Origin of the sequence: Micromonospora sp. NPDC048868, assembly GCF_043198195.1 — a bacterium.
Lineage (GTDB): Bacteria > Actinomycetota > Actinomycetes > Mycobacteriales > Micromonosporaceae > Micromonospora > Micromonospora reichwaldensis.
In genome coordinates this window covers 278049-294647 of sequence record NZ_JBICUN010000002.1, presented here as the reverse complement: position 1 = coordinate 294647, position 16599 = coordinate 278049, and the positions used below count along the sequence as shown (strand labels likewise).

At 72.8% G+C, this 16599-nt stretch carries 14 protein-coding genes and 1 pseudogene; 10 read left to right on the top strand and 5 right to left on the bottom strand.

Annotation, left to right across the window (positions count from 1 at the left end; all coding sequences use genetic code 11):
* Positions 1 to 32: 32 nt before the first annotated feature.
* Positions 33 to 1178 (top strand): 23S rRNA (adenine(2503)-C(2))-methyltransferase RlmN, encoded by a 1146-nt coding sequence (gene rlmN / locus ACGFNF_RS04210; protein WP_393165654.1) that lies wholly within the window; start codon positions 33 to 35, stop codon positions 1176 to 1178.
* 31 nt (positions 1179 to 1209) lie between these two features.
* Positions 1210 to 2625: a DivIVA domain-containing protein gene (locus tag ACGFNF_RS04205; RefSeq protein ID WP_393165652.1), complete on the top strand. Its 1416-nt coding sequence runs from the start codon at positions 1210 to 1212 to the stop codon at positions 2623 to 2625.
* Positions 2626 to 2725: 100 nt separating this feature from the next.
* Here the strand turns inward: ACGFNF_RS04205 and ACGFNF_RS04200 are convergent, their stop codons facing one another.
* Positions 2726 to 2947 carry a DUF2631 domain-containing protein gene (locus ACGFNF_RS04200; protein WP_121396083.1) on the bottom strand — a complete coding sequence of 74 codons (222 nt, stop codon included), beginning with the start codon at positions 2945 to 2947 and terminating at the stop codon, positions 2726 to 2728.
* A 319-nt stretch (positions 2948 to 3266) separates the two neighbouring features.
* Here ACGFNF_RS04200 and ACGFNF_RS04195 point away from each other — a divergent pair, with 319 nt between their 5' ends.
* Positions 3267 to 4829, top strand: a complete 1563-nt coding sequence (locus tag ACGFNF_RS04195; RefSeq protein ID WP_393165650.1) for a Rieske 2Fe-2S domain-containing protein — start codon at positions 3267 to 3269, stop codon at positions 4827 to 4829.
* A 144-nt stretch (positions 4830 to 4973) separates the two neighbouring features.
* On the opposite strand, the gene ACGFNF_RS04190 is transcribed toward ACGFNF_RS04195, so the two are convergent.
* Positions 4974 to 6569 carry a phytoene desaturase family protein gene (locus ACGFNF_RS04190; protein WP_393165648.1) on the bottom strand — a complete coding sequence of 532 codons (1596 nt, stop codon included), beginning with the start codon at positions 6567 to 6569 and terminating at the stop codon, positions 4974 to 4976.
* Between the two features lie 73 nt (positions 6570 to 6642).
* On the opposite strand from ACGFNF_RS04190, the gene ACGFNF_RS04185 reads away from it, so the two are divergent.
* Complete coding sequence (locus tag ACGFNF_RS04185; RefSeq protein ID WP_393165646.1) at positions 6643 to 6900, top strand: hypothetical protein; 258 nt, start codon at positions 6643 to 6645, stop codon at positions 6898 to 6900.
* 95 nt (positions 6901 to 6995) lie between these two features.
* On the opposite strand, the gene ACGFNF_RS04180 is transcribed toward ACGFNF_RS04185, so the two are convergent.
* The gene (locus ACGFNF_RS04180; protein WP_393165644.1) at positions 6996 to 7721 is read right to left on the bottom strand and encodes a TetR/AcrR family transcriptional regulator; all 726 of its coding nucleotides are present in this window, start codon (positions 7719 to 7721) and stop codon (positions 6996 to 6998) included.
* Between the two features lie 101 nt (positions 7722 to 7822).
* Between ACGFNF_RS04180 and ACGFNF_RS04175 the strand changes: the two genes are divergently transcribed.
* Entirely contained in the window at positions 7823 to 10006 is a 2184-nt protein-coding gene (locus ACGFNF_RS04175; RefSeq protein ID WP_393165642.1) for an MMPL family transporter, read from the top strand.
* A gap of 59 nt (positions 10007 to 10065) precedes the next feature.
* Positions 10066 to 10362 (top strand): annotated as a pseudogene (locus ACGFNF_RS04170) (translocation protein TolB); the annotation flags it as partial.
* Here ACGFNF_RS04170 and ACGFNF_RS04165 read toward each other — a convergent pair.
* Positions 10338 to 11222, bottom strand: a complete 885-nt coding sequence (locus tag ACGFNF_RS04165) for a YhjD/YihY/BrkB family envelope integrity protein (RefSeq protein WP_393165640.1) — start codon at positions 11220 to 11222, stop codon at positions 10338 to 10340. The pseudogene ACGFNF_RS04170 and the gene ACGFNF_RS04165 overlap by 25 nt on opposite strands.
* A gap of 51 nt (positions 11223 to 11273) precedes the next feature.
* On the opposite strand from ACGFNF_RS04165, the gene ACGFNF_RS04160 reads away from it, so the two are divergent.
* The gene (locus tag ACGFNF_RS04160) at positions 11274 to 11837 is read left to right on the top strand and encodes a GNAT family N-acetyltransferase (protein ID WP_393165638.1); all 564 of its coding nucleotides are present in this window, start codon (positions 11274 to 11276) and stop codon (positions 11835 to 11837) included.
* A gap of 84 nt (positions 11838 to 11921) precedes the next feature.
* On the opposite strand, the gene ACGFNF_RS04155 is transcribed toward ACGFNF_RS04160, so the two are convergent.
* Positions 11922 to 13238 carry a family 43 glycosylhydrolase gene (locus ACGFNF_RS04155; protein WP_393165636.1) on the bottom strand — a complete coding sequence of 439 codons (1317 nt, stop codon included), beginning with the start codon at positions 13236 to 13238 and terminating at the stop codon, positions 11922 to 11924.
* Between the two features lie 157 nt (positions 13239 to 13395).
* Here ACGFNF_RS04155 and ACGFNF_RS04150 point away from each other — a divergent pair, with 157 nt between their 5' ends.
* From ACGFNF_RS04150 to ACGFNF_RS04140, 3 genes are read left to right on the top strand one after another with little or no spacing between them, the layout of a single operon-like run.
* Positions 13396 to 14082: a Uma2 family endonuclease gene (locus tag ACGFNF_RS04150; RefSeq protein ID WP_393165634.1), complete on the top strand. Its 687-nt coding sequence runs from the start codon at positions 13396 to 13398 to the stop codon at positions 14080 to 14082.
* 43 nt (positions 14083 to 14125) lie between these two features.
* The gene (dxr, locus tag ACGFNF_RS04145; RefSeq protein WP_393165632.1) at positions 14126 to 15340 is read left to right on the top strand and encodes a 1-deoxy-D-xylulose-5-phosphate reductoisomerase; all 1215 of its coding nucleotides are present in this window, start codon (positions 14126 to 14128) and stop codon (positions 15338 to 15340) included.
* The gene (locus ACGFNF_RS04140) at positions 15340 to 16590 is read left to right on the top strand and encodes a site-2 protease family protein (protein ID WP_327030791.1); all 1251 of its coding nucleotides are present in this window, start codon (positions 15340 to 15342) and stop codon (positions 16588 to 16590) included. Before dxr ends, ACGFNF_RS04140 begins: the two co-directional genes overlap by 1 nt.
* Positions 16591 to 16599 lie beyond the last annotated feature (9 nt).

The window sequence follows — 16599 nt, the reverse complement described above, 5'->3', positions numbered from 1 at the left end:
TCGGCCGTCCGGCGTGACAGACTGGACGCGCCATGACGAGCTTGCCCCTGATCCCCGCAGACCCCGACGCCCCCGGGCGGCGGCCCGCGATGCCGCCCCGTCACCTCGCCGATCTCGACCTCGCCGGCCGCCGCGCCCTGGTCGCCGAGCTGGGGGAGCCGGCGTTCCGCGCCAAGCAGGTCTCCACCCACTACTTCGGTCGGCTGGTGCGTGACCCGGGGCAGATGACCGACCTGCCGGCCGCTACCCGGGAGAAGCTCGCCGACCAGCTCCTGCCCCGGCTGCTCACCCCGGTCCGCGAGCTGGCCTGCGACGACGGCGCGACCCGCAAGGCGCTCTGGCGGCTGCACGACGGCTCGCTGGTGGAGAGCGTGCTGATGGGCTACCCGGACCGCGTCACCGTCTGCATCTCCAGCCAGGCCGGCTGCGGCATGGCCTGCCCGTTCTGCGCCACCGGGCAGGCGGGGCTGACCCGCAACCTCTCCACCGCCGAGATCGTCGACCAGGCGGTCTACCTGGCCGGAGTGGCCGCCTCCGGGGCGGTGGCGGGTTCACCGCCGCGCCTGTCGCACGTGGTCTTCATGGGCATGGGCGAGCCGCTGGCCAACTACTCCCGGGTGGTCGCGGCGATCCGCCGGCTGGTCGCGCCGGCGCCCGAGGGGCTCGGGCTGTCGCAGCGCCACATCACGGTCTCCACGGTGGGCCTGGTCCCGGCCATCCGCCGACTGGCCAGCGAAGACCTCTCGGTGACCCTTGCGTTGTCGCTGCACGCCCCCGATGATGAGCTGCGCGACGAACTCGTGCCGGTCAACCAGCGCTGGAAGGTGTCCGAGGTGCTGGACGCGGCGTGGGACTACGCGGCCCGCACGGGGCGTCGGGTGTCGATCGAGTACGCCATGATCAGAGACGTGAACGACCAGCCGTGGAGAGCCGATCTGCTCGGGCGGCTGCTGGCCGGGAAGCTGACCCACGTGAACCTCATCCCCCTCAACCCGACTCCGGGCAGCCGTTGGGACGCCAGCCCCAAGCCGGTCGAGCGGGAGTTCGTCCGGCGGCTGCGCGAGGCCGGGGTGTCGACGACCGTGCGGGACACCCGGGGTCGCGAGATCGACGGAGCGTGCGGGCAGCTCGCCGCCGCCGAGGACATTGACACCGACCGGGCCAGGGAGAAGGCGTGACCGGGCGTAGCGAACGAGACCAGGAGACATAGTGGCGAGTCAGGGTCAGCGTTTCCGGCGTAAGGCGCTCCGCCGGGGATACAAGGTCGACGAGGTCGACGCCTTCCTGGACCGGGTCGAGGCGACGCTCGACGGCCGTCCGGTGGGCGCCCCCGTCGCCTCCCAGGAGGTCCACGACGTCGTCTTCCGGGTCCGCTTCAACGGCTACGACGAGTGGCAGGTCGACCTGCACCTCGACCGGGTCGAGCGGCAGTTGGCCGAGCTGGAGGAGCGCGGTGGTGCCGGCGGCCGCGGCGGCGACCCCCGCGACGCCGACCGCCTCGGTCCGCCCGACCGCCTGGGCGCCCCCGACCGCATGGGTCCGCCCGACCGGATGGGTCCCCCGGACCGCATGGGCCCGCCCGACCGCATGGGCCCCCCGGCGCGCGACGACCGCGGCATGTCGCCGGTCCCGCAGCCGATGCCGCCCCGGCCGATGCCGGCACAGGCCGGTCCGCCCGGCGACCGCTACGGCCGCTACGACGAGCCCACCGGTGCCTTCGCCGGTGGTTACGACGCCCCGCGGGGCGGCTACGAACCGCCGCGCGGTCCCGGCGGACCCGGCGGCCCCGGCCCGATGGGACCGGGCGCCCCGATGGGCCACGGCGCTCCGCCGCCGCGCGGCCTGCCCGCCGGCCCCAGCGGCTACGGCGACGGTCCCGGCAACTACGGCGACCGCCCCGGCAACTACGGTGACGGCCCCGGCGGTGGCTACGGCGACGGACCCGGCAAGTACGGCGACGGTCCGGGCGGTGGCTACGGCGACGGCCCCGGCGGTGGCTACGGCGACGGTCCGGGTGGCTACGGCGACGGTCCGGGCGGCTACGGCGATCGCCCCGGCGGTGGCTACGGCGACGGTCCCGGTGGCTACGGGGACGAGCCGCGTTTCGACGGGTTCGAGGCCGGCCGGCGCGCTCGCGCCGACATGACCGCCGAGATCCGGATGCCCGAGCGGGACCTGCGTGACCTGCGGGGCCGGGGCCCGGCCGGGCCGCCTCCGCAGCCGCAGCCCGGCTTCGGCGGCCCACCGCACGCCGGTCCGCCGGTCGGTGGTCCGCCGGTCGCTGGCCCACCCGTCGGTGGCCCACCCGTCGGCGGCCCGCCGCCGATGGCCGGCCCGCCGCCGATGGCCGGCCCGCCGATGGCCGGTCCCCCCGGCAGCGACCTCTACCGCGTCGACCAGATCCGTCGCAGCTTCCAGGTGCGCCGGTTCGGCAGCGGGTACGACCCCGACCAGGTCGACCGGTTCTTCGACACGCTGCTGGGCGGCATGCAGGGGCGCAACCCGATGCCGGTGAACCCGAAGGACCTGGACACGCTGCGCTTCGGGCTGGTGCCCGGCGGCTACTTCGAGGCCGAGGTCGACGCCGCGCTCAAGGACGTGCAGGACATCCTGTTCGGCCGCTGATCCGCGTACGGCGAGGGCCCGCTCCCCAGTCGGGGGCGGGCCCTCGTGCGTGTGGCCTCCGGCGCGCGGACCGGTGCGACGCCGGCTGACGCGGGTGCGGTCAGGACCGCAGGCCGTTGCGCCGCAGCACGGTGTCGCCGATGACGATGAGCAGCAGCAGCACGGCCAGGCCGATCAGCCAGATGTTCTCGACCCTGCCCTCGTGGTTGCCGCAGAGCATCGCCAGCAGGGCCAGCGCGGAGACCACCGCGCCGATCCGCCCGGACTTGCGGTGCCCGGGCTTGTGCTGGTCTGGCGACGTTACCGGCTCGCTTCCTGCCACTGTCGGTCCTTCCCTCGCGATCGGATCTCCGGTTAGTCTGGCACGCCTCGTGCCGGGCCCGGCGCTGGGTCCGACCGATGGGGCGGACCGCACGATCCGCACGGGCGCGGCGGGCGTCGGCCCGGGCCACGTACGAGGGCCGGCAGGGACGTCGGCACGGTGCCCGGCGTCGGGCAGGTGGCGGTCGCCGGCGTCGGGACCAAGGGCCCGGCTCCACCCGTGCGCATCGGCACTACCGGCGTCGCGGGTAGGTCGCCAGACTCCCTCCGGTAGCGTTTCTGGCGTACACCTTGTTTTGTCGTTTTGAGGGGGAACTGCGGTGCGAGTGACCGGTACGGGGCACGCCAGCATGCGGATCGACACGGCCGCGGGCAGCATCCTGTGCGACCCGTGGGTCAATCCGGCCTATTTCGCCTCATGGTTCCCTTTTCCGGACAACTCCCTGCTCGACTGGGAGGCCCTCGGCGACGTCGACTACCTCTACGTGTCGCACCTGCACCGGGACCACTTCGACGCGGCGCACCTGAAGCGCTTCGTGTCGAAGGACGCCACCGTGCTGCTGCCCGCGTTCCCCACCTCCGAGATGGAGGACGAGCTGCGGGAGCTGGGCTTCACCAAGTTCCTGAAGGCGCCGAACGAGCAGGTCGTGGAGCTGGACGGCGGCCTGAAGATCATGATCCAGGCGCTGACCAGCCCGACCGACGGCCCGATCGGCGATTCGTCCCTGTGGGTGGAGTACGACGGGGTCCGGCTGCTCAACCAGAACGACGCCCGCCCCACCGACCTGAGCGTCTTCGCCGAGCTGGGCCACGTGCACGCGCACATGCTCCAATTCTCCGGCGCGATCTGGTACCCGATGGTCTACGAGCTGCCGCAGGCGGCGAAGACGGCGTTCGGCAAGCAGAAGCGCGACCGGCAGTTCGACCGCACCTGGCGCTACATCGACGACCTGAAGGCCGACCACGTCTTCCCGATCGCCGGCCCGCCCTGCTTCCTCGACGACGAGCTGTGGCAGTTCAACGACATCCACGGCGACGAGGGCAACATCTTCCCCGACCAGTCGGTTTTCCTGAGCGAGTACGCCAAGGTCGGCGGCACCAACGGCGTCGTGCTGCTCCCGGGCAGCGTCGCGGAGATCACCACCTCCGACGCCAGCACGACGCACCCGGTGCCCGTGGAGGAGTTCTTCGCCAACAAGGTGGCCCACCTGGAGGAGATGCGCGAGCGCAAGCGGCCGGTCATCGAGGCCGAGAAGGCGTCCTGGCGGCACCCCGAGGTGGACGTGCTCAAGGAGATGCAGCGCCGGATCGAGCCCCTGCTGGAGGAGTCGATCTACCTGGCCAAGGGGGTCGGCGGCCCGGTCCGCTTCGACCTGGTCGGCTACGACGGCGAGAGCGTCGAATCCATCGTCGTGGACTTCCCGGGCAAGCAGGTCCGGCCGTACGCCGACGAGAAGGTCCGCTACCGGTTCCGCACCGAGCGGGCGTTGATCGAGCACCTGCTGCACATCGGCGAGGTGGACTGGGTCAACTCCCTCTTCCTCTCCTGCCGCTTCTCGGCGGCCCGGATCGGCCAGTACAACGAGTTCGTCTACGCCTTCTTCAAGTGCCTCTCCACCGAGCGCCTCCAGTACGCGGAGGGCTGGTACGACGAGCACGAGCGCTCCAGCGACGCCGAGGACATCACCCTCGGCGACTGGGTGGTGCAGCGGCGCTGCCCGCACCTGAAGGCCGACCTGACCCGGTTCGGCATCGTCGAGGGCGACCAGCTCACCTGCCAGCTGCACGGCTGGAAGTTCGACCTGGCCAGCGGTCGCTGCCTGACGAGCGTCGGCCACAAGGTCCGCGCCCACCGCGCAGACGCCAACCCCACCACCGCCTGACCCCCCTCCCGCCCTCCCGCGGCGTCGATCATGCAGTTGTGGCGGTCCGCATAACGGTGGTCACCGTCACGTATCGGGCACCACAACTGCATGATCGACGCTCAAGGCGGCGCCCCGGCGCGTGGGTGGGGCGGCGTGGGTGGGTCAGTGGGTGAGGTCGGTGAGGATGCGGCGGGCGGCGTTGTGGCCGGCCGCGCCGATGACGCTGCCGGCCGGGTGGCAGCCGGCGCTGCCCGCGTAGACGCCGTCGACGCCTGTGGCGTACGGCATCCGGTCGGTGAACGAGACGGTGTTGTCGACGTGGTGGATGTGCCCGCCGGTGATGCCGAAGTGCGCCTCGATGCCGGGCGGCGGCAGCGGCACCGCGTCGGCGATCAGGTCACCGGTGCCGGGGGCGTACCGCTCGCAGATGCCGATCAGGCGGTCGACGTAGCCGGGCAGCGCCTCGTCCCAGGTGGTGCCGGCCAGCTCGTACGGCACCGACTGCACGAAGAGCGCCGACGAGTGGTGTCCACGGCCGTCCGACAGTGAGGGGTCGACGGTGGTGTGCAGGTACCACTCGATGGTCGGCTCGGCGGGCAGCCGCCCCGCCTGCACGTCCGCCCACATGGCGCGCAGCGCCGCCATCGGCGACTCGCCGCCGCCACCGGTCAGGGACTCCGAGCCGGGCAGCAGGTGGATGGTCGAGCCGAACGGGCTCGGGGAGCCCTGGGGCAGGCAGGAGAAGCGGGGCAGACCGGTCAGCGCCAGGTTGAGCTTGAGCGTGGTGCCGGGGCGGCGGACCGCCGCCATCCGCTCGGCCAGCGGCGCCGGGAGCGCGCAGTCGGGCAGCAGGTCCATCAGGCGGTACGGGTCGCACGCGCCGAGCACCACCCGCGCGCCGATCTCCCGCCCGTCGGCGAGCACGACCCCGCTGGCCGCGCCGCCGTCCAGGGTGATCGCGCTGACCGGCGTGCCGGTGCGGATCGTCGCGCCGGCGGCCCGGGCGGCGTCGGCGAACGTACGCGACACGGTGCCCATCCCACCCTCGGCGATCATCCACGTGCCGTCGGAGCCGGGCAGCCGGCACATGTTGTGCACGAGGAAGTTGTGCCCGGTGCCCGGGTCGTCGGGGCCGGCGTTGAGCCCGGAGAGGCCGTCGGTGACCGCGTACATGCTCATCAGGAGCTCGGAGCGGAAGTCGAAGCGGGCCAGGTGGTCGGCGACCGAGCCGCGGACCAGGTCGACGAAGACCTGCCGCAGCGCCGGCCGGACGTACCGCTCGGCGGTCTCCTCGACGGGCAGCGGCTCGGCCAGCCAGGCCGGGGCGAGGTCGTCGCGCAGCGCGGCCAGCTCGGCCTGGAGGGCGTCGTCGGCGGCCACGTCGGCGGGGGAGAAGAACTCGGCGAGCTGCGCGCGGGTCGCCGCCGTGTCGCTGCCGAAGAGCAGGTACGGCGAGCCGGGGCCGCCCGGGGTGGGCAGGAAGTAGTGCGGGTCGCGGCGCAGCACGGGGATGCGCACGTCCAGCGTGGCGAGCAGCTCCGGCGGCATCAGCCCGAGCAGGTACGACCCGGTGGAGTGGCGCAGCCCCGGCACCTTCGGGAACGGCGCCTCGGTGCGGGTGGCCCCGCCGATGACGTCCGCCGCCTCCAGCACCAGCACGTCGAGCCCGGCGCGGGCGAGCAGGATCGCGGACACCAGACCGTTGTGCCCGGCGCCGACGATCACCACGTCGGCCCGGGGCGGCAGCTCGTCACCCATGCCGGTGGAGCCTAGCGCCCACAGGTCCCGCCGGTCAGCCCTTCCGCCGCCGGTCGGCCTAGGCTTGCCTGCCATGGCAGCACCCTTCAGCGCGCCCACCCCCGCCCCGGACGCCACGGTGCTACCCACCGGACGGCGCCGTGCCCGGGTCGGCCTGCCGCTCTCCCTGTTCCTCGTCCTGGCCGGGGTCGGCGGCCTCGTCGCGGCTGTCGCGGTCGTCGGCGGAAGCCATCAGCCACGGTCACCTGTGGCGGGGCTCGTCGCGGCGGGCACCCTGGCGGCGCTCGGTGTGCCGGGTCCGCCACCACGCGCCGCACCTCTGGCTCGGTGAGTCCCGACGCGAGGGCAGCCACATCGGGCGCCCCGACCGTGCCGGGCACCGGGAGCGGACCCGGGCGCGGGGGCGGTAGCCGGACGCCACCGAGGTCAGGACGGCGGGCTGTCGTCCGGGGGCGGGCCGGCCAGCAGTTGGGCGGCGAACGTCTCCAGTTCCAGCTCGAACAGCGCCTCGGCCTCGGTGACCGCCCAGTCGAACTGGTGGAAGACCTCCATGGCGACCAGCCCGTAGAGGCGGGTCCAGCCCGAGAGGAAGGCGTACGCGACCTCGATCGGCACCTCGCCGTGGCTGAGCCGCAGCGGCTCCAGCCGCCCGTCCAGGTGCCGCCGGAGCAGTTCGCCGGGCGGGGTGCGGAAGGGGGAGCGGCGCCACAGGTCGAGGATCGGCTGGATGAAGACGGCGCCGAGGCGGGCGCCGGGATGGTCCTGGGTGGCGCGGCCGTCGACGAAGGCGGTCCGCCCCGGGACGGGGGCGCCGAAGATCAGCCCGAACTCGGCGGGGTGCGCCATCGACCAGGCGCGGAACGCCCGGGACATGGCCAGCAACCGTGCGACCGGCTCGCCCCCGGCGTCGTCCCGGGCCGCCTCCAGCCGCACCCGTAGCTCGTTGTAGAAATCGGCGGCGAGGGCCGCGACCAGCGCCTCCAGGCTCGGGAAGTAGCGGTAGATGGCCGGCGCCGTCATGCCCATGTCGCGGGCGATGGCCCGCAGCGAGATCGCGTCGACCCCGCCCGTCACCAGCAGCCGGCGTGCCCCGTCCTTGATCTCGGCGACGGTCGCCGTGCGCAGGCGTTCCCGCCGAGTGGGTGCGGCCATCGACAACCACCTTGACCAGAGGAAACACCGTTGCGATAGTTAACGGCGTTCACTGAAATTAGCGATGGTAGCAGCTTAGCCATCTGTGGAGGGAGAGGCGAATGTTCGCCTGGTGGGGACACATGGTGGTGCGGCTACGCTGGGCGGTGCTGGCCGCCGCCCTGGTGCTGGTCGCTGTCGGATCGACCTGGGGGGCGGGTGTCTTCGGGCAACTGACCGGGGGTGGCTTCGACGACCCGGCCAGCGAGTCCAGCTGGGCCGCCGAACGGATCGACCGCGAGCTGGGGCCGCAGGGCGCAGACCTGGTGGTGCTCTGGTCCAGCGACACGGCGTCCGTCGACCAGCCGGCCTTCCGCGACCCGGTCACGGCCACCGTCACGGGGCTGCGCGCGCGTCCCGAGATCACCAGCGTCACCACCTGGTACGACACGCAGGCCCCCGCGCTGCTCTCCACCGACCGCCGGGCCACCTACGCGCTGATCCAGCTCCGGGCCGCCGACAAGGACGACAAGACCGCCGCGTACGAGGAGCTGCGGCCGGCCCTCGACGCGCCCGGCGTACGGACCGAGGTCGGCGGCGCGACGGCTGCCCTGCAGGAGTCGAACACCCAGACCACCAAGGACATCACCCGCGCGGAACTGCTCTCCATGCCGGTGCTGCTGGTGCTGCTCGTGCTGATCTTCGGCGGGCTGGTGGCCGCGTCGACGCCCCTGCTGATCGGCGGGCTGGCCATCCTCGGCGCGTTCGTCACCGTCCGGCTGGTCACCCTGGTCACCGACGTGTCGGTCTTCGCCATCAACGTCATCACCCTGATCGGCCTGGGCATGGCGGTCGACTACTCCCTCTTCGTGGTCAGCCGGTTCCGCGAGGAGCTGGCGGCCGGCCACGACACCCCCGCCGCGATCCGGCGCACCATGCTCACGGCGGGGCGTACGGTGCTGGTCTCCGGGCTCACCATCGCGCTCGCCATGGCCAGCCTGCTGATCTTCCCCCAGGCGTTCCTGCGCTCGATGGGCCTCGGCGGGATCGCCGCCGTGCTGGTCGCCATGCTGGCGGCGCTGACCGTGCTGCCGGCCCTGCTCGCGGTGCTCGGCCGCCGGATCGACGCGCTGCGCGTACCGCTGCCGTGGCGGCGTGGGGCGCGCGGCGGGCGGCCGGCGGTGGGGGAGTCGGGCGGCGCCTGGGCCCGCATCGCGCACAGCGTGATGCGCCGTCCGGTGCGCTACCTGGTCGGGGTGACCGTGCTGCTCGCGGTGCTGGCCGCGCCGTTCCTGGGGGTCTCCTTCGGCGGGTTCGACGACCGGGTGCTGCCCCCGGACGCCGAGCCCCGGGTGGTCTCCGAGCGGGTCGCCGCGGAGTTCTCCGGCGGCACGATCTCGCCGATCGACGTGCTGGTCTCCGGGGCGTCCCCGGAGCAGGCGCAGCCCTTCGCCGACCGGGTGGCCGCCGTGCCCGGCGTGACCGGGGTGCAGGTGGCGGCCAACCGGGGCACGTCGACGCTGCTGACCGTGACCTACCCGGGCGAGCCGGCCGGCGACACCGCGCAGGACGTGGTCCGGGCGCTGCGCGACCTGCCCGCGCCGGACGGCGCCGAGGTGCTCGTCGGCGGTCGTCCCGCCGTCGACCTGGACCTGATCGACGGTCTCGGCGACCGGCTGCCTTGGATGGCCCTGCTGATGGCCGCCGCGACCCTGGTGCTGCTCTTCCTCGCCTTCGGCTCGCTGGTGCTGCCGGTCAAGGCGGTGCTGATGAACCTGGTGTCGATCGGCGCGTCGTTCGGGGTGGTGGTCTGGATCTTCCAGGACGGTCACTTCGCGGACCTGCTCGGCTTCACCCCGACCGGGTTCATCGAGCCCAGCAACCCGATCCTCATGCTCGCCGTGCTCTTCGGGCTGGCCACCGACTACGAGGTGTTCCTGCTCTCCCGGGTGCGCGAGGAGTGGGACCGCACGGGCGACAACACCGCCTCGGTGGCGGCCGGGCTCCAGCACACCGGGCGGATCATCACCGCCGCCGCGCTCCTGCTGATCATCGTGGTGGCCGGTTTCGCCACCGGCGAGATGGCCTACATCAAGCTCATCGGGATCGGCATGATCGTGGCGATCGTGGTGGACGCGACGCTGGTGCGGGCGCTGCTGGTGCCGGCCACGATGCGGCTGCTCGGCCACTGGAACTGGTGGGCGCCCGCCCCGCTCGCCCGCTTCCACCGCCGCTTCGGCCTGCACGAGTCCGCCGAGCCTGAGCCGGCGGCCCCGGAGACCCGTCACGCCGAGTTCATCAAATAGAGGCTTCCATCGATTCCCCGTCGGCCCTGGCGTCGACGGGGCATCGGACCTGCCGGACCGACGAGTCGCTGGTGCCGGCGGGCGCCGCGCCGCTGACCGGGGTGGACAACATCACCGGCACGTCCGGCGGAGACCTCTACGTCGCCGAGGACGGTGGCAACATGGAGATCAACGTGATCACCCCGGCCGGGGTGGTCAGCCCGTTCCTGCGGCTGCTCGGCCAGTCCGGCTCGGAGCTCACCGGCCCGGCGTTCTCCCCCGACGGGTCGCCTCTCTACTTCTCCTCCCAGCGCGGGGCCTCGGGCAACTTCACCGGCAGAGACGGGATCACCTACGAGGTCTCCGGTCCCTTTCGGCCCCGATCGGCCGCCCGGTCGGCGGGCGGCGCGGCGGCGCGGCGGGCGCGCCAGGCGGACAGCGCGAGGGTGGCGGAGTAGCCGGCCAGCACGATCACGTGGAAGAGGTAGAGCCAGAGCAGGACCGCCACCCCAGCGCCGATCTCGTCGAAGCCCCCGAACGGCACCCCCAGGTCGATCGGGAGCGAGGCGAAGAGCACGAAGCCGTGCAGGAAGCCGGAGAGGTTCGCCGCGGTGAACGAGCCGACGGCCAGCGCGGAGAGCCAGTCCGGCGACGCCGGGCCGACCACCCGGAACACCCAGAGCAGCACCGGGGTGAGCACCAGCCAGACCGCCAGGAAAGACAGCACGACCCCCAGCGCGCCGGTCCAGCCGCCCTGCCGGACCAGTCCGGTGGTCGTGGGCAGCGCGAGCAGGATCGACAGCAGCAGGGCCGGGGCCGGCGCCAGCAGCGGCAGCAGCAGCAACCGGCCCCGCCAGCCGACCAGCGACTCCTCGCTGCGCGGCACGGCGACCGAGACGAAGGCGCGGCGCAGCCCCTCGCCGTAGAGCGACGCCGGCAGCAGCGACGCCAGCGCCAGCAGCGGGGTGAGGCCCACGCCGGCCTCGACGAGCGCCTGCACCGCGTGGGGCGCGCCGATCGCGTCCGGCAGCGTGTCCACGGCGTGCGAGGTGAGCCGGCGTACGCGCTCGGCGCCCGCCAGCAGCGAGGTCAGCCAGATCGCCAGCAGGGCCACCGGCACCACGGCGATCGCCCCGTAGAAGGTGATGGCGGCGGCGTGCAGGGACAGGTCCCGGCCCCGCAGCGGGCGGAACGCCGCACTGGTGACCCGCTTCGCCCGTTGCCATCCGCCGCCCATCGCGGCTTCTTTCCCCGTACCGCCTCGCGTCACTCATTAGGATCACGGGCCATGATCGTTCTCACCACCCGGCGCCTGGTGCTGCGGGAGTGGACCGTCGACCCGGCCGACCTGGCCCGGATCTTCGACATCTACTCCCGGCCCGAGGTCACCCGCTGGCTGGGCGCGCCCGGCCTGCCACTGACCGACCCGGCGCAGGCCGTCGACCGGCTCGCGATGTGGCGGGAGCGGCACGCGGGGCACGGCGGCCGCTACGGCACCTGGGCGATCGAGGTCCGCGACACCGGCGTGGTGGCCGGCTCGGTGCTGCTCAAGCCGCTGCCCGGGCGGGACGAGGGCACGCTGACCGAGGACATCGAGGTGGGCTGGCACCTGCACCCCGACTCGTGGGGCCACGGGTACGCCACCGAGGCGGCCCGGGCGGCGGTGGAACGGGAGATGGCCGCCGGCACCCGGGAGGTCCACGCCGTCGTGGCCCCCGGCAACGAGGCGTCGATGGCGGTGGCCCGCCGCCTCGGCATGACCCACGTGGGCCGCCGCTCGGACTGGTACGGCGGCGAGGAACTGGAGACCTTCGTGCTGACCGGCTCCGCTGAGGGGCCGACTATGCGGTGAGCCGGCCGTCCCCTCCCGAGATCTTGGCAAGAAGGCGCCCCTCCAAGGGCAGTTTCTCGCCAAGATCTCGGGCCGGACGGGCGGTTACGCCACCTCGACGAAGTCGAGTTCCGCCCAGCGGCTCAGATGGGTGAACCGGAGCGTGTTGAAGCCCGCGTTGAGCGTGACGTCGACGCCCGCCTGCCGCCAGACGTCCCAGCCCGTGTTGGGGTAGGTGACGACCTTCGGGTTCGCGCCGTTGACCGTCAGCGTGTGCTGGGCGTCGCCGTAGCCGGCCGCGTAGGCCACGTGGGCGCGGTACCCGCCGGCCCGGGGCGCGAAGACGGTCACCTCGACCCAGCTGTCCGCGTAGTCGATGTACGCCACCACCTGGCCCTGCGACGTGTTCGGGGCGGCGCGCACCCCGCAGTGGCTGAGCGTGCCGCGCTCGGCCTCGTAGCGCACCCGGCTGCCCCGCACCACGGGGTTCCCGCCGGCCCAGCCCAGCGCCGCCACGTACATGCCACGGGCGGAGTAGTTGTTGATCCAGCCGTGGAACACGATGTGGTCGCCGCCGGCCTCGCGGACCACGTCCGCGCCGCCCGGCCCCCGCACCGCCGAGTCCAGCGACGCCGTGGTCATCAGCGAGCGGTACGCCTTCGTGTACGGGCCGGTCAGCGAGGTCGAGGTGGCGTAGCTGGTCTGGTAGCCGTCGCCGCCGTAACCGCCGAGGGAGTAGAACAGCACGTACTGCGCGCCGACCTTGGTCAGCACCGGCGCCTCGATGATGCCCGCCTCCTCGGCGCGCCCGCTGCGCAGCAGCTCCACCCGGGCGCCCTGGAGGGTCACCCCGTCGGCCGCGACCTGTTGCAACCAGAGGCTCGTCGGCTGGCCGATCGCGTTGCCGTCGTCCTTGTAGAGCAGGTAGCGCAGGCCGGTGCTGTCGGTGAAGCTCGCCGCGTCGATGTCGCCGCCCTCGCCGGCGTTGCAGACCAGCGGTCCGGTGCCGACGGAGGTGAACGGCCCGAGCGGCGAGGTGGCCAGCGCGGCGCCGAGGCACTGCCGGCCGGTGGCCCGGCTGCGGGCGGTGTAGTAGAGCAGGTAGCGCCCGTCGGCCCGCTGCGACACGTCGGGCGCCCAGGTCAGGCCCCCGTTGGCCCAGGCGCCGAGGGTCGGCATCGCGTCGGCCCGCCTGGTCCACGCTCCGGTCAGCGAGCTGGCCGTGGCGACCGGGACGTTGCCGTGGCCGTTGTTCGTCGAGTACGCGTAGTAGGTGCTGCCGAACTTGACGACGTCGGGGTCGGGGAAGTCGCTGGCGATGACCAGCGAGGGGGTGGTGGTGGCAGCCTGGGCCACGCCCGGGCTGACGAGCAGTGGAGCGGCGACCAGCAGGGCCGCCAGCCAGACGAGACCTCTTCGCATGTCGAAATTCAACCACGATGATCGATGTAATGAAAGAAAGCTGCGCGCGCCGGACCGGGGGCCAGCCGGCGTCGGACCCGGTGTGCGATCCCGTGCGGCGGGGGCTGCGGCGGCTAGGCTGACCTGAGCAGAATGTCCGCTGAGGGGGTGAGCCCGGATGGCCCAGGCAGCTTTCGCGCCCGAGCCGGCGCCGCAGCAGGCCGAACCCGCGTCGCAGCCCACCGAGCCGTCGTTCGACGTGCTGCGGTGGCGCGACGAGCCGTGGACCGCCCAGCTCGCCCTCGACCTGTTGCCGGAGACCAACGGCCCCAAGGTTGAGGTCCTGAGCGGAAGCGTGATCGTGACCCCGCACGCCGGAATCGACCACCAGTCGGTGGAACGTGAGTTGCCCTATCTGCTGCACCGTGCCGCCCGCAGGGCGGGCCTGTGGGTCTACCCCGAGATCAACGTGGTCTCGGGCAAGGACCTCTTCATTCCCGACGTCGCCGTGCTCCGGTCCTCGGGCGGCGGCCGACCGGCCGTCGACATCGGCCAGGCCGTTCTGCTGGGCGAAATCGTGTCACCGGGTAACCGGCGTAAGGACGTGATCGACCGGCCGCGGGAGTACGCCGCCGCTGGTGTGCCGTTCTTCCTCCGGGTCGATCTGCGAAACCGGGTGCCGACCATGGCCCTGTTCAAGCTGACCGAGGGGGAGTACACGCCGCTGAGCGCGGCGGCGGCCGGCAGCACCTTCACCATGATCGAGCCGTTCGCGTTCGCCGTCGACCCGGCCGACCTCCTCGACGAGGAGGCACCCGAGGGAGACGAGGAAGCGCCGGAGGGGCAGGCCGACGCCGAGGGTTGAGGCTCCCAGCGGGGGCACAGCGACGGTGGGGAAGAATGGCCCGGTGACTTCGCCCCGGGAACTCGTCCTGCTCGGCTCCACCGGTTCGATCGGCACACAGGCCATCGACATCGTGCGGCGCAACCCGGACCGGTTCCGGGTGGTGGCGCTCGGCGCCGGTGGCGGCAACGTCGAGCTGCTCGCCGCCCAGGCCCTCGAAATGCGCGTCGACGCGGTCGGCGTGGCGAAGGCGTCCGCCGCGCAGGACCTCCAGCTCGCCTTCTACGCCGAGGCGAGCCGGCGCGGCTGGGCCACCGGCGACTTCAAGCTGCCCAAGATCGTGGCCGGCCCGGACGCGATGACCGAGCTGGCGCAGTGGCCCTGCGACGTCGTGCTCAACGGGGTGGTCGGCTCGCTCGGGCTCGCGCCGACGCTGGCCGCGCTGCGCGCCGGGCGTACGCTCGCGCTCGCCAACAAGGAGTCGCTCGTGGCCGGCGGCTCGCTGGTCAGGGCGGCGGTGACGCGGCCGGATCAGCTCGTCCCCGTCGACTCCGAGCACACCGCGCTCGCCCAGTGCCTGCGCTCCGGCGCCCGGGGTGAGGTGCGGCGGCTGATCGTCACCGCCAGCGGCGGCCCGTTCCGGGGCCGGCGCCGCGACGAGTTGACGCAGGTCACGCCCGAGCAGGCGCTCGCCCACCCGACCTGGAACATGGGCCAGGTCATCACGATCAACTCCGCCACGATGGTCAACAAGGCGCTGGAGGTGATCGAGGCGCACGAGCTGTTCGACGTGCCGTACGCCGACATCACGGTGACCGTGCACCCGACCTCGGTGATCCACTCGATGGTCGAGTTCGTCGACGGCTCCACCATCGCCCAGGCCAGCCCGCCCGACATGCGGCTGCCGATCGCGGTCGCCCTCGGCTGGCCCGACCGGGTGCCCGACGCCGCCGCCGCCGTCGACTGGACGAAGGCCCACACCTGGGAGTTCGCGCCGCTGGACGACGAGGCGTTCCCGGCCGTCGCGCTGGCCAAGGCCGCTGGCGAGGCCGGCCGCTGCCGGCCGGCGATCTACAACGCGGCGAACGAGGAGTGCGTGGCCGCCTTCGTGGCCGGCCGGCTGCCCTTCCTCGGCATCGTCGACACCCTCCGGCGGGTGCTGGACGACGCTCCCGACTTCGACGAACCAGGTACCGTCGAGGACGTGCTCGCGGCGGAGTCGTGGGCGCGCGCGCACGCGCAGGAGATCATCATCGCGGGTTCGGTGGAAGGAGCTTGATGGCGTACCTGCTCGGGGTGGTGCTCTTCGCCCTCGCGATCCTCATCTCGGTGAGCCTGCACGAGGCGGGGCACCTGCTCACCGCCAAGGCGTTCGGGATGAAGGTCACCAAGTACTTCGTCGGATTCGGCCCCACCCTCTGGTCCTTCAAGCGGGGCGAGACCGAGTACGGGGTCAAGGGCATCCCGCTCGGCGGCTTCTGCAAGATCGTCGGGATGACCCCCCAGGACGACGACGTCGACCCGGCCGACGAGCCGCGCGCGATGTGGCGGTTCCCGGTGTGGAAGCGGACGATCGTGATGTCCGCCGGCTCGATCACCCACTTCGCCCTCGCCCTGATCGCCCTCTGGATCATCGCGGTGAGCGCCGGGCTGCCCAACCCGCAGTTCCCCAGCACCGAGGCCGAGATCCGCAAGGAGCCGGCGGTCATCCAGCTGTCGAAGTGCGTGGTCCCGGAGAACACCCTGCGCGAGTGCACCACCGCCGATCCCGCCAGCCCCGCCGCCCAGGCGCAGCTGCGCGACGGCGACCGGATCACCGGGATCAACGGCACGCCGATCAACGACTACGGGCAGCTGCTCACCACCCTGCGCGCCCTCAAGCCGGGCGACACGGCGCAGATCGCCTACGTCCGCGACGGCCAGCCGGCCACGACCAGCACGGTGCTCGCGCAGACCCAGCGGCCCCCGCTCGACGACCCGAAGGGCCAGGTCGCCGCGGTCGCCGCGCTCGGCGTCGGCCTCGTGCCCAGCACCCCGACCCGGGTGACGTACGGGCCGGTCGGGGCGTTCGGCGCGACCGCCGACTTCACCGGCGACATGGCGGTGAACACCTTCGAGGCGATGAAGCGCATCCCGCAGAAGGTCCCCGCGCTGTGGGCGGCGATCACCGGCGAAGAGCGGGACATCGACACCCCGATCAGCGTGGTCGGCGCCAGCCGGCTCGGCGGCGAGGCCGTCGAGAACGACGCCTGGCTGCTGTTCTTCATGCTCTTCGTCTCGCTGAACTTCTTCATCGGCGTGTTCAACCTGCTGCCGCTGCTGCCCCTCGACGGCGGGCACATCGCCATCGCCTGGTTCGAGCGGGCCCGCTCCTGGCTCTACGCCCGCATCGGCCGCGCCGACCCCGGGCGCGTCGACTACCTCAAGCTCATGCCCCTCACGTACGCGGTGATCCTGATCGGTGGCGTGTTCACGCTGCTGACCATCACCGCGGACGTCGTCAACCCGATCACGCTCTTCTCAAGGTGAGTGCCTGAA

Coding starts and splice junctions, on each gene's coding strand:
- rlmN (WP_393165654.1), top strand. CDS start 33: ATGACGAGCTTGCCCCTGATCCCCGCAGACCCCGACGCCCCCGGGCGG.
- ACGFNF_RS04190 (WP_393165648.1), bottom strand. CDS start 6,569: ATGGGTGACGAGCTGCCGCCCCGGGCCGACGTGGTGATCGTCGGCGCC.
- ACGFNF_RS04185 (WP_393165646.1), top strand. CDS start 6,643: ATGGCAGCACCCTTCAGCGCGCCCACCCCCGCCCCGGACGCCACGGTG.
- ACGFNF_RS04180 (WP_393165644.1), bottom strand. CDS start 7,721: ATGGCCGCACCCACTCGGCGGGAACGCCTGCGCACGGCGACCGTCGCC.
- ACGFNF_RS04175 (WP_393165642.1), top strand. CDS start 7,823: ATGTTCGCCTGGTGGGGACACATGGTGGTGCGGCTACGCTGGGCGGTG.
- ACGFNF_RS04165 (WP_393165640.1), bottom strand. CDS start 11,222: ATGGGCGGCGGATGGCAACGGGCGAAGCGGGTCACCAGTGCGGCGTTC.
- ACGFNF_RS04160 (WP_393165638.1), top strand. CDS start 11,274: ATGATCGTTCTCACCACCCGGCGCCTGGTGCTGCGGGAGTGGACCGTC.
- ACGFNF_RS04155 (WP_393165636.1), bottom strand. CDS start 13,238: ATGCGAAGAGGTCTCGTCTGGCTGGCGGCCCTGCTGGTCGCCGCTCCA.
- ACGFNF_RS04150 (WP_393165634.1), top strand. CDS start 13,396: ATGGCCCAGGCAGCTTTCGCGCCCGAGCCGGCGCCGCAGCAGGCCGAA.
- ACGFNF_RS04140 (WP_327030791.1), top strand. CDS start 15,340: ATGGCGTACCTGCTCGGGGTGGTGCTCTTCGCCCTCGCGATCCTCATC.